This is a genomic window from Mesorhizobium sp. (genome assembly GCF_965229135.1).
Taxonomy (GTDB): Bacteria; Pseudomonadota; Alphaproteobacteria; order Rhizobiales; family Rhizobiaceae; genus Mesorhizobium.
In genome coordinates this window covers 3,371,904-3,390,997 of record NZ_OZ245860.1, presented here as the reverse complement: position 1 = coordinate 3,390,997, position 19,094 = coordinate 3,371,904, and the positions used below count along the sequence as shown (strand labels likewise).

The following is a 19,094-nucleotide window of genomic DNA, read 5'->3' as shown; positions in this document are numbered from 1 at the left end:
GATTTTGGCGGACCTATCCGCCGTTGGCGGCGAGCACGATAGCAGCCTGCAATTCCTCGAGGCCCTCGCCCTTTTCCGACGAGGTGGCAAGGACGAACGGAAACGCCGCCGGCCGCCTCTTGATCTTCAGAAGTGTCTCCTCGATCAGCCTCGGCACGCCGGCGGCCTTGATCTTGTCTGTCTTGGTCAGCACGATCTGATAGGACACCGCAGCCTTGTCGAGCAGCGACAGCACCTCGTCATCCTTGGCCTTGATGCCATGGCGGGCATCGATCAGCACGTAGACGCGCTTGAGCGTGACGCGGCCCTTGAGATAGTCGAAGACCAGCTTCGTCCATTCGTCGACCTTTTCCTTGGGCGCGGTCGCATAGCCGTAGCCGGGCATGTCGACGAGCGCCAGCGGCGGCAGGTCCGCGCCTTCGCCCGAAAATCCGTCCGGCACGAAATAGTTGAGCTCCTGCGTGCGCCCCGGCGTGTTGGAGGTGCGCGCCAATCCCTTCTGGTTGACCAGCGCGTTGATCAGCGATGACTTGCCGACGTTCGAGCGGCCGGCGAACGCGATTTCCGGCGGCCCTTCCGGCGGCAGGAATTTCATGGCGGGTACGCCGCGGATGAAGATCCACGCCTTGGTGAAAAGCTCGGTGCTGATCGTGGTTCCGTTCAAAGCGTTCAAACCGCTGCCTCCAGAAGAGAGATGTTGGCGCCACGAATGGCATCGAGGTTACGGCTGATTGTATCCATCGACCAGTCCCGCCATGCTGATGCGGCAGAGCCGAACGCATGCATTCAAAATAAAGTGATCCGCCCTATAGCACCAATCGGCTGACGTGCGAGCCATGCGCGGCATCGATGCTTAGTTTGCATCCCTGCAGATCACGATCGGATCGGACAGCGCGCTGTCGAAGCCGCTGCCCTGGTAGATTGTGACGTTCGCGGCGCCGGGCGGCAGCATGAAGGTGCCTTCGACGATCTTCTGGTCCCCAGCTGTTGTGTGCAGGGCCCAACTGTAGGTGCAGAACTGGTTTGGCGCCTTGGGATCGACATGGCTGCAGTTCAATTGCGCCCCACCCAGCATGGCGGCGCCGCCGCAGCTGGCCGCGCTCTTCGCCATCGCGAAGCCCGGGTATCCCGCCAGTATCGCGATGGTCGCGATCTTGAGCAAATTCATCATCATGTCCTCGCCGGAAATCAGACATTACCGGAACTTTGTGGCGCCGCGGCACGTGCGACATTTTTTACCAAACGGCTTAATCCGTCTTGTGCGCTGCGTCCAGCGGGATTATAAGCATAGGTGATAATAAGCATGCCTACTAAAAGTCGCGCCAACAACCCCGACACCTCTCATGGCATCCTCACCCAACATCAGCTTCGTGCTGCACGATGTCGCGCGTCTGCTCAGAAAGCGGTTTGAGCAGCGTTCCCGGACATTGGGGCTGACCAGAACCCAATGGCAGGTCCTGGCCTACCTGTCCCGGAACGAAGGCATCCACCAGACCAAGCTGGCCGATCTTGTCGAGACGATGCCGATCACGCTCGCCCGGCTGATCGACAAGATGGAAGCCAAGGGTCTCATCGAGCGGCGACCCAATCCCGCCGATCGCAGGGCATGGCTGCTGTACCTCACCCCCAAGGCGCATCCGCTGCTCGAGATCATGCGCGACAACGGCCAGAAAACGCGAGACGAGGCCTTTGCCGGCCTTTCCGATGACGAGCAGCAACACTTGCTGCAAACCCTTTGCCTGATGAAATCCAATCTGCTCGAGGCTTGCGTCCAGCCAGTCGTCGACCGGGAGAAAGTACATGACTGATTCAATCTCACCCAAGAAATATGAAGAGGAACCGGTCGAGGGGGCCTCATCCTCGGGCCGCGGCGGCGATCAGGTGATCCGGCTGGATAGCGAGCGCGGGCAGAGGAAGGCCAATCCCGTCATCGTTGACGACGAGCTGGAAACACCCGTTGCACTGGAGCCGGCGGCACTGGAGGCCCCGTCCACGCAACCTCCGCCCACGCAGCCCCAGCAAGTTCCGGTCGCCGTTGCACCGCCTCCGGCACCGGCGCCGGTCAAGCCGAAGCGCAGCCTGAGGCGTCCGGTCCTTTTCGCGCTGCTCCCTGTCGCGCTTGTCGTCGGCGGCTATTATTATGTGACCGGCGGTCAGGTCATGACGACCGACAACGCCTATATCCAGGCCCAGTCGCTTGGCGTGTCCACCGATGTCTCCGGCACGGTTTCCGAAATCAACGTGCACGACAACCAGGCGGTGAAGAAGGGCGACGTGCTTTTCCGGTTAAGGCCCGCTTCCTTCGAGACGGCTCTTGCCGCGGCCCAGGCCCAGCTTGGGACGGTGCGCAACCAGGTGCTGACCTTGCAGGCGAGCTACCAGCAGGCGCAGGCACAGATAGATCAGGCGCAGGCCGATATTCCCTATTACGAAGCCGCTTTTGCCCGCCAGCAGGATCTTCTCAAGACATCCACGGCCTCCAAGGCGACCTTCGACAGCGCCCAGCACGACCTCGTCGCCGCCCGGCAGAAGGTGTCCGTCGCCAAGGCGCAGGCCCAGGCCATGCTTGCCCAGCTTGGTGGTGACGCAAGCCAGCCCATCGAGAAGAACCCCTTCTACCTCCAGGCCCAGTCGGCCGTCGACGACGCCCAGCGCAATCTCAACGATTCCATCGTCAAGGCGCCGTTCGACGGCGTCGTCACCAATGTCGACGCGCTTCAGGTCGGCAAGTACCTGCCGGCGTCGCAGCCCGCGTTCAGCCTGGTGTCGTCGACCGATATGTGGATATCGGCTGAGCCGAAGGAAACCGAACTCACCTATGTCCGTCCCGGACAGACGGCGACCATCAGCGTCGACACCTATCCGGGCACCGTCTGGCATGGCACGGTCGCCAGCATCAGCCCGGCCTCGTCGTCGAGCTTCTCGCTGCTTCCGGCGCAGAATACCACCGGCAACTGGGTCAAGGTCGTGCAGCGCATCCCCATGCGCGTCACCGTCGACGACCCGCAGGGCAAGCCGCCGCTGCGCGGCGGAATGAGCGTCGTCGTCGGCATCGACACCGGCCACGCGCGCGGCCTGCCGGACTTCGTAACCGATCTGATGAAGAGGTTCGGAGCGTCGTCATGAGCGCGTCCGCGACGGGTGCCGCAATGGTGGTCGCCAATCGCGGCGCCATCACCGCCTGCGTGATCCTGGCCGTCATCATGCAGGCGCTGGACACCACCATCGCCAACGTCGCGCTGCCCTACATCCAGGGCAGCGTGTCCGCGAGCGCCGACCAGATCAACTGGGTCCTGACATCCTACATCGTCGCGGCCGCCGTCATGACGCCGCCTTCGGGCTACCTTGCCAACCGTTTCGGCCGCAAGCGCATCCTGCTCATATCCATCACCGGTTTCGTGTTCGCTTCGGTGCTGTGCGGCTTCGCGCAGTCGCTGCCTCAGATCGTCGGCTTCCGTCTGCTGCAGGGCCTGTTCGGCGCCGCCCTCGTGCCGCTGTCGCAAAGCATCCTGCTGGACATCTACAGCCTTGAGGAACGCGGATCGGCGATGGCCCTGTTCGGCGTGTCCGTCATGGTAGGGCCGGTGCTCGGGCCGGTCATAGGCGGCTGGCTGACCGAAAATGTCAGCTGGCGCTGGGTCTTCTACATCAACGTGCCGATCGGTGCCTTGGCTTTCGCCGGCGTGTGGATGTTCGTCCAGGAGACGAAGGTGGATATCAGGGCGAGGCTCGACTGGCTGGGCTTCAGCATGCTCAGCATCACCATCGCGGCCCTGCAGATGTTCCTCGATCGCGGCGAGCAGCTCAACTGGTTCTCGTCCTCCGAGATCATCATCGAGGCGCTGGTCTGCGCCTCGGCCTTCTACATCTTCCTCGTCCACACCTTCACCGCCCGCAACACCTTCGTCAATCCGAGGCTTTTCCTCGACCGGAATTTTTCGGTCGGCATGATCTTCATTTTCATCATCGGCATCACCTATCTGGCCTCGCTGGCCCTGATGACGCCCTATCTGCAGACGCTGATGGGCTATCCCGTGGTGACCGCCGGCATCGTCATGGGCCCTCGCGGACTCGGCACCATGGCCTGCATGTTCCTCGTCGGCAGGCTGATCGGCAAGGTGGACACGCGCTGGCTGCTCCTGACCGGCCTTTTGGTCACCGCCTGGGCCATGTACGACATGACCGGCTGGACGCCCGACGTCTCGCAATGGACGATCATCAGCACCGGCTTCATCCAGGGTGCGGGGCTCGGCTTCCTGTTCGTTCCCCTCACCACCATCACCTTCGCCACGCTGGCTCCGGAGCGGCGCGCCGAGGGAACCGGACTTTACAACCTGTCGCGAAACATCGGCTCCAGCGTCGGCATATCGGTGGTCACGGCGCTGCTGACGCAGAACGTGCAGATCAATCACGCCAACATCGCGACCTACGTGACGCCCTATAACCAGGCGTTCGCCAATCCCGCGATCTTCCAGGCGATGAATCCGTATAGCGCGGCCGGCCGCGCGGCCCTCGACGGCGTGGTCACGCTGCAGGCGACGATCATCAGCTACATGAACGATTTCAAGCTGATGATGATCCTCTCGCTGGCCGCGATCCCGCTCGTTCTGCTGCTGCGCAAGCCGGCGACGCCGGCCAAGGTCGATCATAGCGCCGTGATGGAATGAAGGCACAAAAAAATCGGGGTTCCGCAAGGGACCGCGGAACCCCGATCGTGCCGAGACGGCTCCCCCAAACTTGGCCTCTCACGAGGCGGGAAGGCATGCCCAGGAGGCCGGGGGCGCCTTCCCTTGCCGGAACCGTTACTTCGGCAACAGCACCTTGTTGACGACATGGATGACGCCGTTCGACTGGTTGACGTCGGCGATCGTCACGCGGGCTGACCCGCCGGAATCATCCACGATGTAGAGCTTGCCGCTCTTGACTTCGGCCGTCAGCGTATCGCCGCTGACGGTCTTCATCTCGTACTTGCCGCCCATCGCCTTGGCCTTCTTCATCATCTCGGCGCCCGAGATCTTGCCGGGAACGACATGCGCGGTCAGGATCTTGGTGAGTTTGCCCTTGTTCTCAGGCTTCAGAAGCGTATCGACCGTACCCTTGGGCAATGCGGCAAACGCCTCGTTGGTGGGCGCGAACACGGTGAACGGGCCGGCACCCTGCAGCGTGTCGACAAGGCCGGCGGCCTTGACCGCGGCGACCAGCGTCGTGTGGTCTTTCGAATTGACGGCGTTCTGGATGATGTTCTTGTTGGCATACATCGCCGCGCCACCGACCATCGGGTCCTTGGCATAGGCGGGGGCGAGCATTGTCGCGCTGGCGATGAATGCCGAAAACGCGATGGTTCTGAACGACTGGATACGCATGACTTCCTCCTTGCAACGGCGCGCCGAAATTGACGGCCCTGGATTTTTGCTACGGAACAAGTCACGGCATGGGCGACAGCAAAGTTTCACGGCCTTCCAGAAACATCTGGCGGCCACCAAAACAAAAGCCCCGGACGGACCGGGGCTTTTGCTGAAACGCAGGTGGCTTCGGGCGTCTCTATTCCGCCGGTGACGGTTTCTTTCGGAACAGCGCGACCAGATTGTCCCACAATTCGATCTTGGCGCCCTGGCGCTTCATGATCACGCCCTGCTGCAGGATCGACAGCGTGTTGTTCCAGGCCCAGTAGATGACGAGGCCCGCCGGGAACCCGGCCATCATGAACGTGAAGATCACCGGCATCCAGGTGAAGATCGCGGCCTGCGTCGGATCCGGCGGCGTCGGGTTCATGCGCATCTGCAGGAACATGGTGACACCCATGATCAGCGGCCAGACGCCGATCATCAGCATGTGCGGAAGCGTGATCGGAATCAGGCCGAACAGGTTGAAGATCGACGTCGGATCGGGGGCCGCCAGATCCTGGATCCAGCCGAAGAACGGCGCATGCCGCATCTCGATGGTGATGTAGAGCACCTTGTAGAGCGAGAAGAAGACCGGGATCTGCAGCGCCACCGGCCAGCAGCCGGCGAGCGGATTGATCTTCTCGGTCTTGTACAGCTCCATCATCGCCTGTTGCTGCTTCATCTTGTCGTCCGCGTATTTCTCGCGGATCTCCAGCATCTTGGGCTGCACCTTCTTCATGTTCGCCATCGACGCGTAGGACTTGTTGGCGAGCGGGAAGAAGATGGCCTTGACGATGACGGTCGTGGCGAGGATCGCCAGGCCGAAATTGCCCAGGAATTTGTAGAGCGTGTCGATCAGCCAGAACATCGGCTTGGTGATGAAGTGGAACCAGCCCCAGTCGATAAGCAGGTCGAACCGCTTGATGTGGCGATCTTCGGCATAGGCATTGATCTTGGCGACTTCCTTGGCGCCGGCGAAGACTTCGGTCTCGACGGTCGCGGACTGCCCGGCATCGACGTTGATCGGATCCGTCAGGAAGTCGGACTGGTAGCGATGGCGGCCGTCCTCGAAATAGGCGTAGCGCGGCTGGAACGGCTGCTTCTCGCTCGGCACCAGCGTCACCGCCCAATATTTGTCGGTGATGCCCAGCCAGCCATCGGTCGACTTGCCCGGCGTGGCCAGCTTGTCCTTCTCGATGGATGCGTATTTGTGTTCCTGCAGGCCTTCCGTGCCGGTAAAGCCGATCAGTCCTTCATGCAGCACGTAGGTGCTGGCCACGGCCGGCTTGTCATAGCGGGTGACGCGGCCATAGTTGAACAGCGAAACCGCGCTGCTCCCGGAATTCTGCACCGTATCCGAGACGGTGAACATGTAGTTGCTGTCGACGGAGAAGGTGCGCTTGAAAGTCAGGCCCTTGTCATTTGTGTAGGTGAGCGTCACCGGCGTCGACGGCGTCAGCGTCGGATTGCCATCCACGCTCCAGACCGTGTCCGAGCCCGGCACCGCACCGGTCTTGTCGTTGCCGACGAAGCCGATCTCGGCGAAATAGCCGGTGGACAGCGCTTGCGGGTTCAGCAGCGCGATCTCGGGCGAATTCTTGTCGACGGTTTCCGTGTAGTGCTTGAGCTTGAGGTCATCGAGGCGCGCCCCGGTAAGGTTGATCGAACCCTCCAGGCTCGGCGTGTCGATCTTGACGCGCTTCGAAGCCGTCAGCGCCTGGTCGCGGTTGGCCGCGGTAACGGCTTCGCCACCGGCCGCGTTCGGAATGGCACCCTGCGGCGTCGGCGTCCCTGCGGCGTCCGGGCTGGCGCCGCCCGCCGCCTTCTTCTGCTCCTCCACGCGCTGCTGCTCGACCTTGGCGGCCTCGCGCTGAGCCTCCACGCGCGGGTTCATGTAGAACACCTGCCACAGAGTGAGGATCAGCACCGACAGAGCGATGGTGATGAAGAAGTTACGGTTGTTTTCCATCGAGAGCCCTTGGCCTATCGTGTTCCGCGAATTCGGCGGGAGAGTTCGGCCTTCAATTGGCCGAAGGGGGCGGAGAGCGCATCATCGCGCCCGACGATGACATAGTCATTGCCGGGCACCATGTCATCCGCGGCATGGACGCGTACGGCTTCCCGGAGCCGCCGCCGGACGCGGTTGCGCACGACTGCGTTGCCCACCTTCTTGGTGACGGTGTACCCGACGCGCGGCGCCTCGCGGTCGCCGCGGTCGAGTACCTCGACGAGGAAAAGCCGCCCGCGTCGCTTTTCACCACGACGGACGGCCAGGAATTCCGCGCGCTTCAGAAGCCGCTTGGGATTTGGTCCCGTTGGCTTGCCGGTTGCGGACAACGATTTCGTCTTCCGCTTTAGGCGCTGAGCCGCTTGCGGCCGCGGTTGCGGCGAGCTGCGACGACGCCACGACCACCCTTGGTGGCCATGCGGGCACGGAAACCGTGCCGGCGTTTGCGGACGAGTTTGGACGGTTGGTAGGTACGCTTCATTTCTTTTAATACCGCGGGGTGCGGCCCTTCTTGTGTCTGTCACTCTGTAACAGGAGCTTTGCCGGGCCGGTTTTGGCGCGATCGAAACCGCGCCGGGACGAATGGCCCGAGCGTGTGCGGGCTTATAGAAAGAAGGGTTTTGGAAGTCAATCCGGCGTTGACAGGGTCAATCGCTGGCGGTGACAGGGTCGATCGCCGGCGTCGACTGGGCGATGACACCATTCGCCCTGCCCTACGTTTGTGCTTCGACGAAGGATGAAATTGGCAAAAAAGCCGTAATCGCCTAGTCTTGGCTGATCAAGTGATCGTGAAGATAGATTCGGATGAGTGAAACGCTTCCCGCGCAGGACAGCACCGGACCGGCGAAAACCGCTGCCCGCCGGGTGCCTTTGTCGCGCGGACTGTCGACAAAGCTGCTGCTGCTCACCATCGTCTTCGTGCTGCTGGCGGAAGTTCTCATCTTCCTGCCGTGGATCGCCAGCTACAGGCTGAACTGGCTGAAGGAGAGGCTCAGCACCGCCGCCGCCGTCTCGATTGTCCTGGTGCAGGGTGAATCCCCATCCCTGTCGCGGGCGGCCCAGAACGACGTCTTGATGGCGATCGGCGCCAAGGCCATCGCGGTGCGCGATGGCGGCGTCTCGCGGCTGCTGGTGGTGGCCGAAATGCCGCCGCAGGTGGACGAGCATATCGATCTCGCCAGCATCGGCATGATCAAGGGAATGACCGGGGCGCTCGATACGCTGTTCTTTGGCGGCGACCGGATGCTGCGTGTGTTCGGGCCGGTCGGCGAAAGCGACAAGGAGTTCGAGCTGATCATGCCGGACTACAGGTTGCGCAACGCCATGCTCGTCTATTCGCGCAACGTCGCCTTTGTCTCACTGCTGATATCGCTTTTCACCGCTATGCTGGTCTATGCCGCGATCGACCTGATCATGATCGGGCCGATCAGGACGATGACGCGCTCCATGCTGTCCTTCTCCGAGGCTCCCGACGACCCCTCACGCATCATCCATCCGGCCGATCGTGCCGACGAGATCGGTGTCGCCGAACGCGAACTGTCGCAGATGCAGGAGCGGCTGCAGAAGATGCTGTCCGAGCAGAAGCATCTGGCCGATCTCGGCCTTGCCGTGTCGAAGATCAATCACGACATGCGCAACATCCTGGCCTCGGCGCAGCTGATGTCGGACCGTTTGCGCCAGGTGAAGGATCCCACCGTGCAGTCCTTCGCGCCGAAGCTTCTGCGCGCGCTCGACCGCGCCGTCTCCTATTCGGAAGGCGTGCTGGCCTATGGCCGCACGCAGGAGCCCGCGCCTTCGCGTCGCAGGGTGCGGCTGCGCCAGTTGGTCGAGGACGTGCACGGCCTGCTCGACATTGGCGATGGCATCGAGTTCATCAACAGCGTCGAGCCGGCCTTCGAAGTGGATGCCGATTCCGACCAGCTCTTCCGCGTGCTCACCAATCTGTGCCGCAATTCCGTCCAGGCCATGGCGGCGGACAGCGAAAACGCGCTGGTCCGGCGGCTGGCCGTGTCCAGTGAACGCCTCGGCAGCGTCAGCCGCATCGTCGTCACCGACACCGGCCCGGGCTTGCCGCCGAAGGCGCGAGACAACCTGTTCGCGGCGTTCCGCGGCTCGGCCCGCAGCGGCGGCACCGGCCTCGGGCTGGCGATTGCCCATGAACTGATCCGTGCCCATGGCGGAACCGTGGAGCTTGTGGAAAGCATTGGCGGTCGCACGACATTCGCGGTCACCATCCCCGACCAGCCGGTCCGGCTCGATCAAGCCCGCAACGGGCTGCGCCGTCCGGCCTGATCAATCACTAAGGGCAATGTCACCCTGAGCCTTGATGTTGATGCCGGCTTCGTCGGCGGCGCCATCTGATAGAGTTGGCAAAACTTTTGCACAGCGGCTTGCTTTTCCGAAAATCAGTCGCTAGTGAACGCTTCATGTTCGTGGCCGGTCGTCAGGACCGGTTCGCGAGGCCATGTAAAGTATGGCCTGATGCGCGCCCGTAGCTCAGCTGGATAGAGCACCAGACTACGAATCTGGGGGTCAGGAGTTCGAATCTCTTCGGGCGCGCCATTCTTCCCCTTCAGGAAAACGACAGCTCATGGCTGACTTCGGTCCCCTGTCGATACTCAAGTCATCGTCGACCGGCCGGCGGTCGTGAACGCAGGAAATGCCGACCACGCTTTCCATGTAGCGAGACAAACGATGGCCTAGCGGCTCATGTCCGCCAATGCATCGCGCATCGACGAACTGGTGATGCCGAATATGCCTCCGTAGAGGACGTTCAAATCGATGATGACGAACATCACGCTGGCGACGGCCACGACCGAGATCGCAAGGACGATCGCGCTCACCATCCGCCGCGGAACCTGCAGCCCGAAGCTGAAGAACACCAGCACCAGCCAGAAGCTGACTATGCCGCTGTAGGAATTGCTGGCGGCACGCTCCGAATCCTCGATGACCGACCAGCGGCTCTCTTCAACCATGGTGAAATTCACTCGGCACCTGGCCGCCATGTTTATATGCGCGGTATCAACCGGCGCCATGGAGTCGATCGATGCGCCGATTTCGTTCATAACGGCCTTGAGGGATGCATCTTCACCACTGACGGCCATGTGACGGACATCCGGCATGCCTTCGACGACGGGCGCGGCCTCGTATGGCCACGTGCTCGCTATCACGGCGGCGGTATACTGGCGAAGACGTTGTCGTGTCGGATCCATCTCGGGACCGATGTTTCGAAGACACTCGTCCAGACGTGCCAGTTTGGCGGCATAGAGGGAGCGGTCGCGATTGGCGGCATCGAAAGCCGATTTCGCCGACGATAGTTGCAGGCTGAGGACCAGGGCGGTGAAGGTGACGAGCAGGCCCGTGCCCAGGCTGACCGCTTCCATGTTATCCTTGGAAAAGTGATCTTCGGGCAGCCATGCGCGCAGCATCATGCCACTGATCGCGCTTACGGCGAACAGCACCAGAAACCCGAGCCCGTAGAGTATTTCCATCACATGGACTGGCCGGTAGCTCGGCGATCGCGCCGCTTGATGTCCTGGCTTTGAAAAGTATCGCCCCCCGCCGATCTATTCAAGCACTGGCCTGGCACTGCCCTGACCCATAGGCCTGCGGACCCAGAGCAATGGCTGTTGCTGGCTTGTTCGGTGTGTCGGGCATGAATGCCCCGGAACCTTCTGGCGTGCCTTGCAGCGGCTGGGGGCCGCGCTGTCCATTCAACCGGAAACAGCGGCGAAAACGACTTTCTGGGACAGGCCGCCGCCGGGGCGGTTTTCCAGCACGATGGTTCCACCATACCGCTCGATGATTTCCTTGGCGATGGCAAGGCCGAGGCCCGCGCCCGGAACGGATTGCCGTCGGCCGGGATCGACGCGGAAAAACGGCTCGAACGCCTTGTTCAGCAGTTCCGCCGGGATACCGGGCCCGCTGTCGGCGATGGTGAGCACGGCCTGCCCGTCCGCTGCGCACAGAGAGAGCTCGCAGCCCTTGCCATGCGTGGCGGCGTTGACGATCAGGTTGCGCAGGGCCCGGCGCAGGCCAAGAGCGCCCGCCCGCACGAAGACCTGATCGAGATGCCGCATCGACACGGCATGGCCAAGCGAGGTCATCTCGGTTTCGAGATCGCGAACCACTCTTTCCAGATCCACAGGCTCGACCGCGTCCTGGTCCACCTCCTCGCGCACCAGCCGGATCGCGCTGTCGGCGATGCGGTCGAGTTCGTCGAGGTCATGAAGCCATTTGTCGCGCTCCTCCTCGAGGAATTCGGCGCGCAGGCGCATGCGCGTCATCGGCGTGCGCAAATCATGGCCGGCGGCCGCGACCAGGCGCATGCGGCTCTCCATGGCGGTCCGCAGCCTGGATGACAGCTGGTTCAGCGCATGCGCGGTCGCTTTTACTTCGGCCGAACCCACTTCCGGCACCGCCGCAAGCACGCCATCCGATCCGATCTTCGAGACGGCGGCCTCGAGCATTTCGAGAGGCCGGATGAGCACTGCGGTGAAATAGACCGAGACGGCAGTCGCGCCGGCGACGATCAGCGAGATCCAGCCGGCGAGAACCAGCCACTCACGCCCTGGCGGATTGATGTGGGGAACTTCCAGGATCGCCCAGCGATTGTCGGGCAGGCGCACCGATGCAAGCTGCCCGGGTTCATCCTCCTTGTCGGTGATAAAAGCCTGAAGGTCGAGACCCCGGCGGCGCAGTATGTCGTTGAGCATTCCCGTTTTCGGGCGGTCCACCTTGCCGCTTGCGGGATGGTCGCTCAGTTGTACCCGCAGAACGTCCGGGATCTGGTCGGGCGCGAGCCGCACCACGAGCTCCATCTGCTGGGCAACCCAGGGAACGGTCAATTCCGGCGGCGGTCCGCCCCCCCGGACGCTCAGCACAGCGACCGTCGCCAGGCCGACCACGCCGACGATCGAGGCGACCAGCAACAGGATGAGGCGCCGGCGCAGCGAATTCACGCCTGCGCCTCCACGGCTTCGACGCGCGCCGTAAGCTGGTAGCCGCCATTGCGCACGGTCTTGAAAAGCGGCCCGTCGCCGGCGTCCGAGAATTTGCGACGCAGCCGGCTCATCAGCACGTCGACCGAGCGTTCGAGCGGGTCGCGCTCGCGGCCTTGCGTCAGGTCGAGCAACTGGTCGCGCGACAACAGCCTGCCGGGCCGGTCGAGGAACACCTGCAGCAGATCGAACTCGGCGCCGGTGAGATCGACAAGCGCGCCTTGCGCATCCATCACCTTGCGGGTGTCGGGTTCCAGCCTGTAGCTGGCGAAGCGATAGATTCGCACGCGTGGTGGCGCGGGCGCGTCCTCCGGCGCCGAGCGCCGCAGTACCGCGCGTATGCGGGCGATGAGCTCGCGCGGATTGAAAGGCTTGCCGAGATAGTCGTCGGCTCCCAGCTCCAGGCCGATGATGCGGTCGACGTCCTCCTTCAGCGCGGTCAGCAGGATGACGGGGATATGCGGTTTGCGGTCACGCAGGCCGCGGCAGATGTCGAGCCCGGAACCGTCCGGAAGCATGACGTCGAGCACGATCAGGTCGAACTGGCTGGAGCCAAGCTTCTGCTCGCATTCGCGCCGGTCCGCCGCCACCGAGACGCGAAAGCCCTGGCCGTCGAGATAGCGTCCGAGAAGCGTCCTGATCTCGCGGTCGTCGTCGACGACGAGGATATGGGGTTGTGACTGCATCGCCCTGCTGTTCCGCCTTGCCTATGCTTGATTATAGGGAGAGCAGCGCCCGAGCGGCATGGAAATTTGCAACGCAATGTTTCCGGCCGGGCACGGGAAACATTCGGAAACAAATTGCCCTTTTGCGGAAACCTTCGGCAACACGCCGACGCGAAGCGGAAAAACTCCCTTCCTATTCTCCTGCCGTCCGAAGCATGGAGAAAGGAACAACATCATGCGAAGCAGACTTCTTGCGCTCGGCCTGTTTTCCGTCGCCGCCGTCCATCCGGTGCTGGCGGCACAGCCCGATCCCGGCGCGGGGCCGGGCGAGCCGCCATGCGCCATGGCGATACAGCATGGACCGGATCAGGGTCCGACGGGCTGGTTTGGCCAGAATGGGCCCGGCCCGCATGGGCCGATGCGGCACGGTCCGCAAGGTTTCGGACCTCAAGGCCCTGGGCCCCGCCGCATGGGACCGCCACCGGAGTTCATGCTCGCTGCCCGGCTGTCGGCGATGGAGACCCGCATCGGCATTCGCACCGAGCAACTGGATGCCTGGCGCGATTATACCAGCGCGCTGCAGGCGGTGCTTGCGCCGCCCCGGCCCGATCATGGTCCTGGCGGCCCCGGCGGCCCCGGCGGCCCCGGCGGCCCGAAGGACAAGGCCCCCGATGCGCCAGGCCCGGAAGCCAGGCGTGACCCCTTCGCCTTCCAGGAAAGGCTGGCTGACGACGTCACCGCCCGCGCGGTTTCGGCCGGCAAGCTGAAGGACGCGATCGCGGTGCTGCGCACCAAACTGACACCCGAACAGCTCGAAATCCTTGCTTCGGCGGATCGGCCCCATGGACCACCCCCCGGTCTGTTGGGCAACCCGCCGGATGACGCAGCCGGTCCCGAAGGTTTGCCAGATCATGGCAGCCAGCTCCCGCCTCCCCCACCCCGGGAAGGCGAGCAGCCCTGACCGGCTGCGCCGGCCGGCCCGTAGATCCCAACCATTCTCGGGCCGGCCGGCTCTTTTCGCGATGGCGGCCCGCCATCGACCGTTCAAACCACGCATGGAGCACGACATTGTGGGAAGCCATGATGATGCTGCGGCTTATCGCTTCGATCAGCCCAAGGTGGACGCTCGGCCATGCCGGATTGCCGCTGGCCGGACGCGGCCTGCCGCCGGCGCTGCCGGCCGGCACGCTGAAGGGCGCGATACGCCTGGACTTCGCAGCGTGGCGCCTGTCGCTGCCGCTTTCGCAGCCGCCCCGCGGACATCATGTCCGCAAGATCGCGTAAGGCTTGGCATGTCGCCGCGGATCGGGATATTGATGTCGCTGGGCATCGCGCCGGGAACTCGATCCTCGAGTACGCTCCGGTCGCGAAGAGGGAGCGCGACATGAGCCGCTTCGAAGCATTGCTCGGTGCCGCCCGCGGACGGGCGCGGGCTGTCGTAGCGACATCCGCCGCCGTGACCGGCGGGCTCATCACCTCGACCATGTTAAGCCTCGCGTCTGTTGGCCGGCACCCGGCTCCACTCCCGAAGCGGCCCGGTGCCGACAGCCACGCGACCGCAACTCCAGGGAAAGATCCAGCACATGCCCATCCATAGCCAGTCTCCGTTGTCGGCTAGACCATTCCGGCATGCGCCATGGGTCGCAATTCTGGGGGCCGCCCTTCTGCTGGCCGCCTGCTCGCAGGAGCAGAGCAAGACTCCCGCCGGGATGGGCGGTGTCGGCAAGCCCGAGGTCGGCGTCGTGACCTTGCATCCGCAATCGGTGGCGATCACTGCTGAATTGCCGGGGCGCACGACTGCTTCGCTGACCGCGGATGTGCGCCCGCAGGTCAACGGCATCATCCAGGCGCGCCTGTTCAAGGAAGGCAGCGAGGTGGTGGCTGGGCAGCCGCTCTATCTCATCAACCCCGCGAGCTACCAGGCGGCCTATGACAGCGCGGTGGCCTCCCAGCAGAAGGCGGAAGCCGCGGTACCCACCGCGCAGGCCAAGTTCGACCGCTATGCCGGTTTGCTGAAGCAGAACGTCGTCTCGAAACAGGATTATGACGATGCCGCCGCGACGCTCGCCCAGGCCAACGCGGATGTGGCGTCCGCCAAGGCCAGTGTCGAGACCGCGCGCATCAACCTGGACTACACCAAGATCACGGCGCCGATCGCCGGCCGCATCGACAAGTCCTCGCTGACGCCCGGGGCCCTCGTCACCGCCAACCAGGATACCTTGCTCACCACCATCCGCGCGCTCGACCCGATCAACGTCGATGTCACGCAATCAAGCACCAACCTGCTCAATCTGCGCCAGGCCATCACGGCGGGCCGGCTCAAGTTCAGCGGTCCCAATGTCAGCGTCAAGCTGAAGCTCGAGAACGGCACCATCTATTCGCAGACCGGCAAGCTGGAATTCGCCGGCGCCAATGTCGACCAGACCACCGGCACCTTCGCGCTGAGGGCGGAGTTTCCCAACCCGGATCGCCTGCTCCTGCCGGGCATGTATGTGCGTGCGCTGGTCGAGGAAGGCGTCGCCCAGAACAGCTTCCTGGTGCCGCAACGCGCCGTCAGCCGCAACACCAAGGGTGAGGCGACGGCCATGGTCCTAAACGCCCAGGGCAAGGTCGAAACCCGTGTCCTGACCGTGCGCAACACCGTCGGCAACAACTGGCTGGTGGATGCAGGCGTCGGCGACGGCGACCGCGTCATCGTCGAGGGCATGCAGCTGGTGCGCCCCGGCGGCGATGCGACGGGCGTCGAAGTGACGATCGACGAGACGACGGGCGAGGTCAAGGATCGCGCGCAGGGAACCTCGTCCGCATCCTCGCCCCCCAAGATGGCCAGCAACAGCCAGTCGACCGGGAACTGAGCCGATGTCAGCATTCTTCATCAACCGGCCGATCTTCGCCTGGGTGATCGCCATCGTGATCATGCTGGGCGGGCTCCTGGCGCTCACCACGCTGCCGATCTCGCAATACCCGCAGATCGCGCCCACCACGGTCAGCATCAACGCCACCTATCCGGGCGCCGACGCCCAGACCGTCGAGAATTCTGTGACCAAGGTCATCGAGCAAGGCATGACCGGCATCGACAATCTCGACTACATGACGGCGACGTCCACCTCGACCGGGGCGGCCTCGATCACCTTGACCTTCACCAGTGCCGCCGACCCCGACACCGCCCAGGTGCAGACGCAGAACAAGCTGCAGCTGGTGCAGTCGCAGCTGCCGCAGGTGGTGCAGAGCAACGGCATCACCGTCTCCAAATCCTCGACCGGCTTCCTGATGGTCATCGGCTTCGTCTCGAGCGACGGCAAGATGAACTCGACGGATCTCGCCGACTATATCGACTCCACCGTCAACGACACGCTGAAGCGGGTCGAGGGTGTCGGCTCGACGCAGCTTTTCGGTTCGGGCTATGCCATGCGCATCTGGCTCGACCCCGACAAGCTCGCCAAATACGCGCTCATGCCGAGCGACGTCGCCACCGCGATCCAGGCGCAGAACACGCAGGTCTCGGCCGGCCAGCTTGGCGGCCTCCCGGCACGCAAGGGCCAGCAGCTCAACGCAACGGTGACGGCCAAGAGCCGGTTGCAGACCGCCGAGCAGTTCCGCAACATCATCCTGAAAAGCACCACGGATGGCTCGCTCGTTCGCCTCAACGACGTCGCCACCGTAGAGCTCGGCGCCGAAAGTTATACGACGCAGGCCCACTACAACGGCAAGCCGGCGGCGGGCGTCGCCATCAACCTGGCGACGGGCGCCAACGCCATCAGCACCGCCGAGGCGGTGCGCTCGACCATCAACCGCCTGAGCTCGACCTTCCCGCAAGGTGTCGAGGTCGTCTATCCCTACGACACCTCGCCCTTCGTGCGCCTGTCGATCGAGGAGGTCGTCAAGACACTGGCCGAGGCGATCGTGCTGGTGTTCCTGGTGATGTTCATTTTCCTGCAGAACCTGCGGGCGACGATCATCCCGACCATCGCGGTGCCGGTGGTGCTGCTCGGCACCTTCGGCGTGCTGTCCCTGTTCGGCTATTCGGTCAACACGCTGACCATGTTCGCCATGGTGCTCGCCATCGGCCTGCTCGTCGATGACGCCATCGTCGTGGTCGAGAACGTCGAACGCGTGATGCAGGAGGAAGATCTGTCGCCGAAGGAGGCGACGCGGAAATCGATGAATGAGATCACCGGCGCGCTGATCGGTATCGCCACCGTGCTGTCGGCCGTCTTCGTGCCGATGGCGTTCTTCGGCGGCTCCACGGGCATCATCTACCGGCAGTTCTCCGTGACCATCGTCTCGGCGATGGTGCTGTCCGTGCTGGTCGCGCTGGTGCTGACGCCGGCACTCTGCGCCACGATCCTGCGGCGGCCCAAGGATCATGCGACCCAGACCGGTCCGTTCGGCTGGTTCAACCGGGTCTTCGATCGCGGAACCACTGCCTATCGCGACGGCTCGCACGGCATCATCAACCGGTCCTGGCGCTTCCTCGTCGTCTTCCTCGCCATCGTCGTCGCCATGGGCTGGATGTTTGCCCGGCTGCCAAGCTCGTTCCTGCCCGAAGAAGATCAGGGCATTCTGATCACCAGCGTGCAGCTGCCGGTCGGTGCGACGCAGGACCGTACCGAGCGCGTGCTGGCCGAGGTCACGGATCACTATCTGAACGAAGAAAAGGACGCGGTCGATGGTGTGTTCACCGCCTCCGGCTTCGGCTTCGGCGGCGCCGGGCAGAATGTCGGCATCGGTTTCGTGCGGCTGAAGGATTTCAGCCTGCGCACATCGCCGGCTTCCGCCGCACGAGCGATCGCCGGCCGCGCGATGGGCGCCTTCTCCAAGATCAGGGATGCGCAGGTCTTCGCGCTTGCTCCTCCCGCCATCCAGGGCTTCGGCAACACCAACGGCTTCGATTTCTACCTGCAAGACGTCAACGGCGCCGGCCATGACGCATTGATTCAGACAAGAAACCAGCTTCTGGGTCTTGCCGCGCAGAGCAAGCTGCTTGCCAACACCCGACCCAACGGCCAGGAGGACCAGCCGCAATTCTCGGTCGACATCGACCAGGAAAAAGCCAGCGCGCTGGGCGTCAGCCTCTCCGACATCAACAACACGCTCTCGACCGCATGGGGCAGCAACTACGTCAACGACTTCATCGATCGCGGTCGGGTCAAGCCCGTCTACCTGCAATCGGATGCCGACTTCCGCATGCAACCGGAAGACCTCGACAAATGGCAGGTCCGCAACGCCAGCGGCACCATGGTGCCGTTCTCGGCCTTCGCCTCCAGCCACTGGACATTCGGCTCGCCCAGGCTTGAACGCTACAATGGGTCGGCGGCGGTCGAAATCCAGGGCGCGGCGGCGGCCGGCGTGAGCTCCGGTGCCGCTATGGACGAGATCGACAAGCTCGTCGCGCAACTGCCGGCCGGATATTCCCACGAATGGACGGGGCTATCGCACCAGGAGCGGCTGTCCGGCAATCAGGCAACGTCGCTGTACGCGATTTCGGCCCTTGTCGTGTTCCTGTGCCTGGCCGCGCTCTATGAGAGCTGGTCGATCCCGTTCGCGGTCATGCTGTCGGTGCCGATCGGCATCTTCGGCGCGCTGGCGGCGGCAACACTGTTCGGCCAGACCAACGACGTCTATTTCAAGGTCGGCCTGCTGACCACGATCGGTCTGGCGGCCAAGAACGCCATCCTCATCGTCGAGTTCGCCATCGAGCGGCAGGCGGCCGGGATGGGGCTCGTCGAAGCGACGCTGGAAGCGGCGCGGCAGCGATTGCGGCCGATCCTCATGACGTCCCTGGCCTTCATCCTCGGCGTGACACCTCTGGCGATCGCCAGCGGCGCCGGCTCCGGTGCGCAGAACTCCGTCGGCATCGGCGTCATGGGCGGCATGATCGCGGCGACGGTGATCGGCGTGTTCCTGGTGCCGCTGCTGTTCGTCACGGTGCGCCGCATCTTCAAGGGCAGGGCGGTCAAGCTGGATACAGGGCCCGAGACCGGGCCAGGGACCGGCCAGGACACGGGCGAGACGGCGGCACCAGCCAACCAGTAAC

The 19,094-nt window shown here is 63.7% G+C and carries 17 protein-coding genes and 1 tRNA gene; 9 read left to right on the top strand and 9 right to left on the bottom strand.

Features of this window, described 5'->3' with window-relative positions:
• Positions 1–13: 13 nt before the first annotated feature.
• On the bottom strand, positions 14–673 hold the full coding sequence (yihA, locus tag ACO07C_RS16005) for a ribosome biogenesis GTP-binding protein YihA/YsxC (RefSeq protein ID WP_421915126.1): 660 nt from the start codon (positions 671–673) through the stop codon (positions 14–16).
• Between the two features lie 180 nt (positions 674–853).
• On the bottom strand, positions 854–1,168 hold the full coding sequence (locus ACO07C_RS16000) for a hypothetical protein (protein ID WP_421915125.1): 315 nt from the start codon (positions 1,166–1,168) through the stop codon (positions 854–856).
• A 175-nt stretch (positions 1,169–1,343) separates the two neighbouring features.
• On the opposite strand from ACO07C_RS16000, the gene ACO07C_RS15995 reads away from it, so the two are divergent.
• The 3 genes from ACO07C_RS15995 to ACO07C_RS15985 are packed head-to-tail and all read left to right on the top strand — an operon-like array spanning position 1,344 to position 4,667.
• On the top strand, positions 1,344–1,808 hold the full coding sequence (locus ACO07C_RS15995) for a MarR family winged helix-turn-helix transcriptional regulator (protein WP_421915124.1): 465 nt from the start codon (positions 1,344–1,346) through the stop codon (positions 1,806–1,808).
• The gene (locus ACO07C_RS15990) at positions 1,801–3,126 is read left to right on the top strand and encodes an HlyD family secretion protein (RefSeq protein ID WP_421915123.1); all 1,326 of its coding nucleotides are present in this window, start codon (positions 1,801–1,803) and stop codon (positions 3,124–3,126) included. Before ACO07C_RS15995 ends, ACO07C_RS15990 begins: the two co-directional genes overlap by 8 nt.
• Positions 3,123–4,667 carry a DHA2 family efflux MFS transporter permease subunit gene (locus tag ACO07C_RS15985; RefSeq protein ID WP_421915122.1) on the top strand — a complete coding sequence of 515 codons (1,545 nt, stop codon included), beginning with the start codon at positions 3,123–3,125 and terminating at the stop codon, positions 4,665–4,667. Before ACO07C_RS15990 ends, ACO07C_RS15985 begins: the two co-directional genes overlap by 4 nt.
• Positions 4,668–4,802: 135 nt before the next feature.
• Here ACO07C_RS15985 and ACO07C_RS15980 read toward each other — a convergent pair whose 3' ends face one another.
• From ACO07C_RS15980 to rpmH, 4 genes are all read right to left on the bottom strand, one after another.
• Positions 4,803–5,363, bottom strand: a complete 561-nt coding sequence (locus ACO07C_RS15980; protein ID WP_421915121.1) for a fasciclin domain-containing protein — start codon at positions 5,361–5,363, stop codon at positions 4,803–4,805.
• Positions 5,364–5,541: 178 nt separating this feature from the next.
• On the bottom strand, positions 5,542–7,353 hold the full coding sequence (gene yidC / locus ACO07C_RS15975) for a membrane protein insertase YidC (protein WP_421915120.1): 1,812 nt from the start codon (positions 7,351–7,353) through the stop codon (positions 5,542–5,544).
• A gap of 14 nt (positions 7,354–7,367) precedes the next feature.
• Positions 7,368–7,721: a ribonuclease P protein component gene (gene rnpA, locus ACO07C_RS15970; RefSeq protein ID WP_421915119.1), complete on the bottom strand. Its 354-nt coding sequence runs from the start codon at positions 7,719–7,721 to the stop codon at positions 7,368–7,370.
• Between the two features lie 17 nt (positions 7,722–7,738).
• Positions 7,739–7,873: a 50S ribosomal protein L34 gene (rpmH, locus tag ACO07C_RS15965; RefSeq protein ID WP_008833937.1), complete on the bottom strand. Its 135-nt coding sequence runs from the start codon at positions 7,871–7,873 to the stop codon at positions 7,739–7,741.
• Positions 7,874–8,196: 323 nt separating this feature from the next.
• Between rpmH and ACO07C_RS15960 the strand changes: the two genes are divergently transcribed.
• Together ACO07C_RS15960 and ACO07C_RS15955 are read left to right on the top strand one after the other, a co-directional pair.
• On the top strand, positions 8,197–9,684 hold the full coding sequence (locus ACO07C_RS15960) for an ATP-binding protein (protein ID WP_421915118.1): 1,488 nt from the start codon (positions 8,197–8,199) through the stop codon (positions 9,682–9,684).
• A 193-nt stretch (positions 9,685–9,877) separates the two neighbouring features.
• Positions 9,878–9,954, top strand: a tRNA-Arg gene (locus tag ACO07C_RS15955).
• A 137-nt stretch (positions 9,955–10,091) separates the two neighbouring features.
• On the opposite strand, the gene ACO07C_RS15950 is transcribed toward ACO07C_RS15955, so the two are convergent.
• The 3 genes from ACO07C_RS15950 to ACO07C_RS15940 form a co-directional block, all read right to left on the bottom strand.
• A complete protein-coding gene (locus ACO07C_RS15950) occupies positions 10,092–10,883 on the bottom strand; it encodes a hypothetical protein (RefSeq protein ID WP_421915117.1) in 792 nt (263 codons plus the stop codon).
• Positions 10,884–11,105: 222 nt separating this feature from the next.
• Positions 11,106–12,353 carry an ATP-binding protein gene (locus tag ACO07C_RS15945; RefSeq protein ID WP_421915116.1) on the bottom strand — a complete coding sequence of 416 codons (1,248 nt, stop codon included), beginning with the start codon at positions 12,351–12,353 and terminating at the stop codon, positions 11,106–11,108.
• Positions 12,350–13,078, bottom strand: coding sequence for a response regulator (locus ACO07C_RS15940; RefSeq protein WP_421915115.1), 729 nt, complete (start codon positions 13,076–13,078; stop codon positions 12,350–12,352). The genes ACO07C_RS15945 and ACO07C_RS15940 overlap by 4 nt, the downstream gene beginning before the upstream one ends.
• Before the next feature lie 214 nt (positions 13,079–13,292).
• On the opposite strand from ACO07C_RS15940, the gene ACO07C_RS15935 reads away from it, so the two are divergent.
• From ACO07C_RS15935 to ACO07C_RS15920, 4 genes are all read left to right on the top strand, one after another.
• Positions 13,293–14,018, top strand: a complete 726-nt coding sequence (locus ACO07C_RS15935) for a hypothetical protein (RefSeq protein WP_421915114.1) — start codon at positions 13,293–13,295, stop codon at positions 14,016–14,018.
• A 122-nt stretch (positions 14,019–14,140) separates the two neighbouring features.
• A complete protein-coding gene (locus ACO07C_RS15930; protein WP_421915113.1) occupies positions 14,141–14,341 on the top strand; it encodes a hypothetical protein in 201 nt (66 codons plus the stop codon).
• A 299-nt stretch (positions 14,342–14,640) separates the two neighbouring features.
• Positions 14,641–15,912: an efflux RND transporter periplasmic adaptor subunit gene (locus tag ACO07C_RS15925; RefSeq protein ID WP_421915112.1), complete on the top strand. Its 1,272-nt coding sequence runs from the start codon at positions 14,641–14,643 to the stop codon at positions 15,910–15,912.
• A gap of 4 nt (positions 15,913–15,916) precedes the next feature.
• On the top strand, positions 15,917–19,093 hold the full coding sequence (locus ACO07C_RS15920) for an efflux RND transporter permease subunit (RefSeq protein ID WP_421915111.1): 3,177 nt from the start codon (positions 15,917–15,919) through the stop codon (positions 19,091–19,093).
• The last annotated feature ends 1 nt before the right edge of the window (position 19,094 follow it).

What these genes read in the sequence shown, in the direction of transcription:
- ACO07C_RS16000 (WP_421915125.1), bottom strand. Translation starts at nt 1,168, where the DNA reads ATGAATTTGCTCAAGATCGCGACCATCGCGATACTGGCGGGATACCCG.
- ACO07C_RS15995 (WP_421915124.1), top strand. Translation starts at nt 1,344, where the DNA reads ATGGCATCCTCACCCAACATCAGCTTCGTGCTGCACGATGTCGCGCGT.
- ACO07C_RS15990 (WP_421915123.1), top strand. Translation starts at nt 1,801, where the DNA reads ATGACTGATTCAATCTCACCCAAGAAATATGAAGAGGAACCGGTCGAG.
- ACO07C_RS15985 (WP_421915122.1), top strand. Translation starts at nt 3,123, where the DNA reads ATGAGCGCGTCCGCGACGGGTGCCGCAATGGTGGTCGCCAATCGCGGC.
- ACO07C_RS15980 (WP_421915121.1), bottom strand. Translation starts at nt 5,363, where the DNA reads ATGCGTATCCAGTCGTTCAGAACCATCGCGTTTTCGGCATTCATCGCC.
- yidC (WP_421915120.1), bottom strand. Translation starts at nt 7,353, where the DNA reads ATGGAAAACAACCGTAACTTCTTCATCACCATCGCTCTGTCGGTGCTG.
- rpmH (WP_008833937.1), bottom strand. Translation starts at nt 7,873, where the DNA reads ATGAAGCGTACCTACCAACCGTCCAAACTCGTCCGCAAACGCCGGCAC.
- ACO07C_RS15960 (WP_421915118.1), top strand. Translation starts at nt 8,197, where the DNA reads ATGAGTGAAACGCTTCCCGCGCAGGACAGCACCGGACCGGCGAAAACC.
- ACO07C_RS15950 (WP_421915117.1), bottom strand. Translation starts at nt 10,883, where the DNA reads ATGGAAATACTCTACGGGCTCGGGTTTCTGGTGCTGTTCGCCGTAAGC.
- ACO07C_RS15940 (WP_421915115.1), bottom strand. Translation starts at nt 13,078, where the DNA reads ATGCAGTCACAACCCCATATCCTCGTCGTCGACGACGACCGCGAGATC.
- ACO07C_RS15935 (WP_421915114.1), top strand. Translation starts at nt 13,293, where the DNA reads ATGCGAAGCAGACTTCTTGCGCTCGGCCTGTTTTCCGTCGCCGCCGTC.
- ACO07C_RS15930 (WP_421915113.1), top strand. Translation starts at nt 14,141, where the DNA reads ATGATGCTGCGGCTTATCGCTTCGATCAGCCCAAGGTGGACGCTCGGC.
- ACO07C_RS15925 (WP_421915112.1), top strand. Translation starts at nt 14,641, where the DNA reads ATGCCCATCCATAGCCAGTCTCCGTTGTCGGCTAGACCATTCCGGCAT.
- ACO07C_RS15920 (WP_421915111.1), top strand. Translation starts at nt 15,917, where the DNA reads ATGTCAGCATTCTTCATCAACCGGCCGATCTTCGCCTGGGTGATCGCC.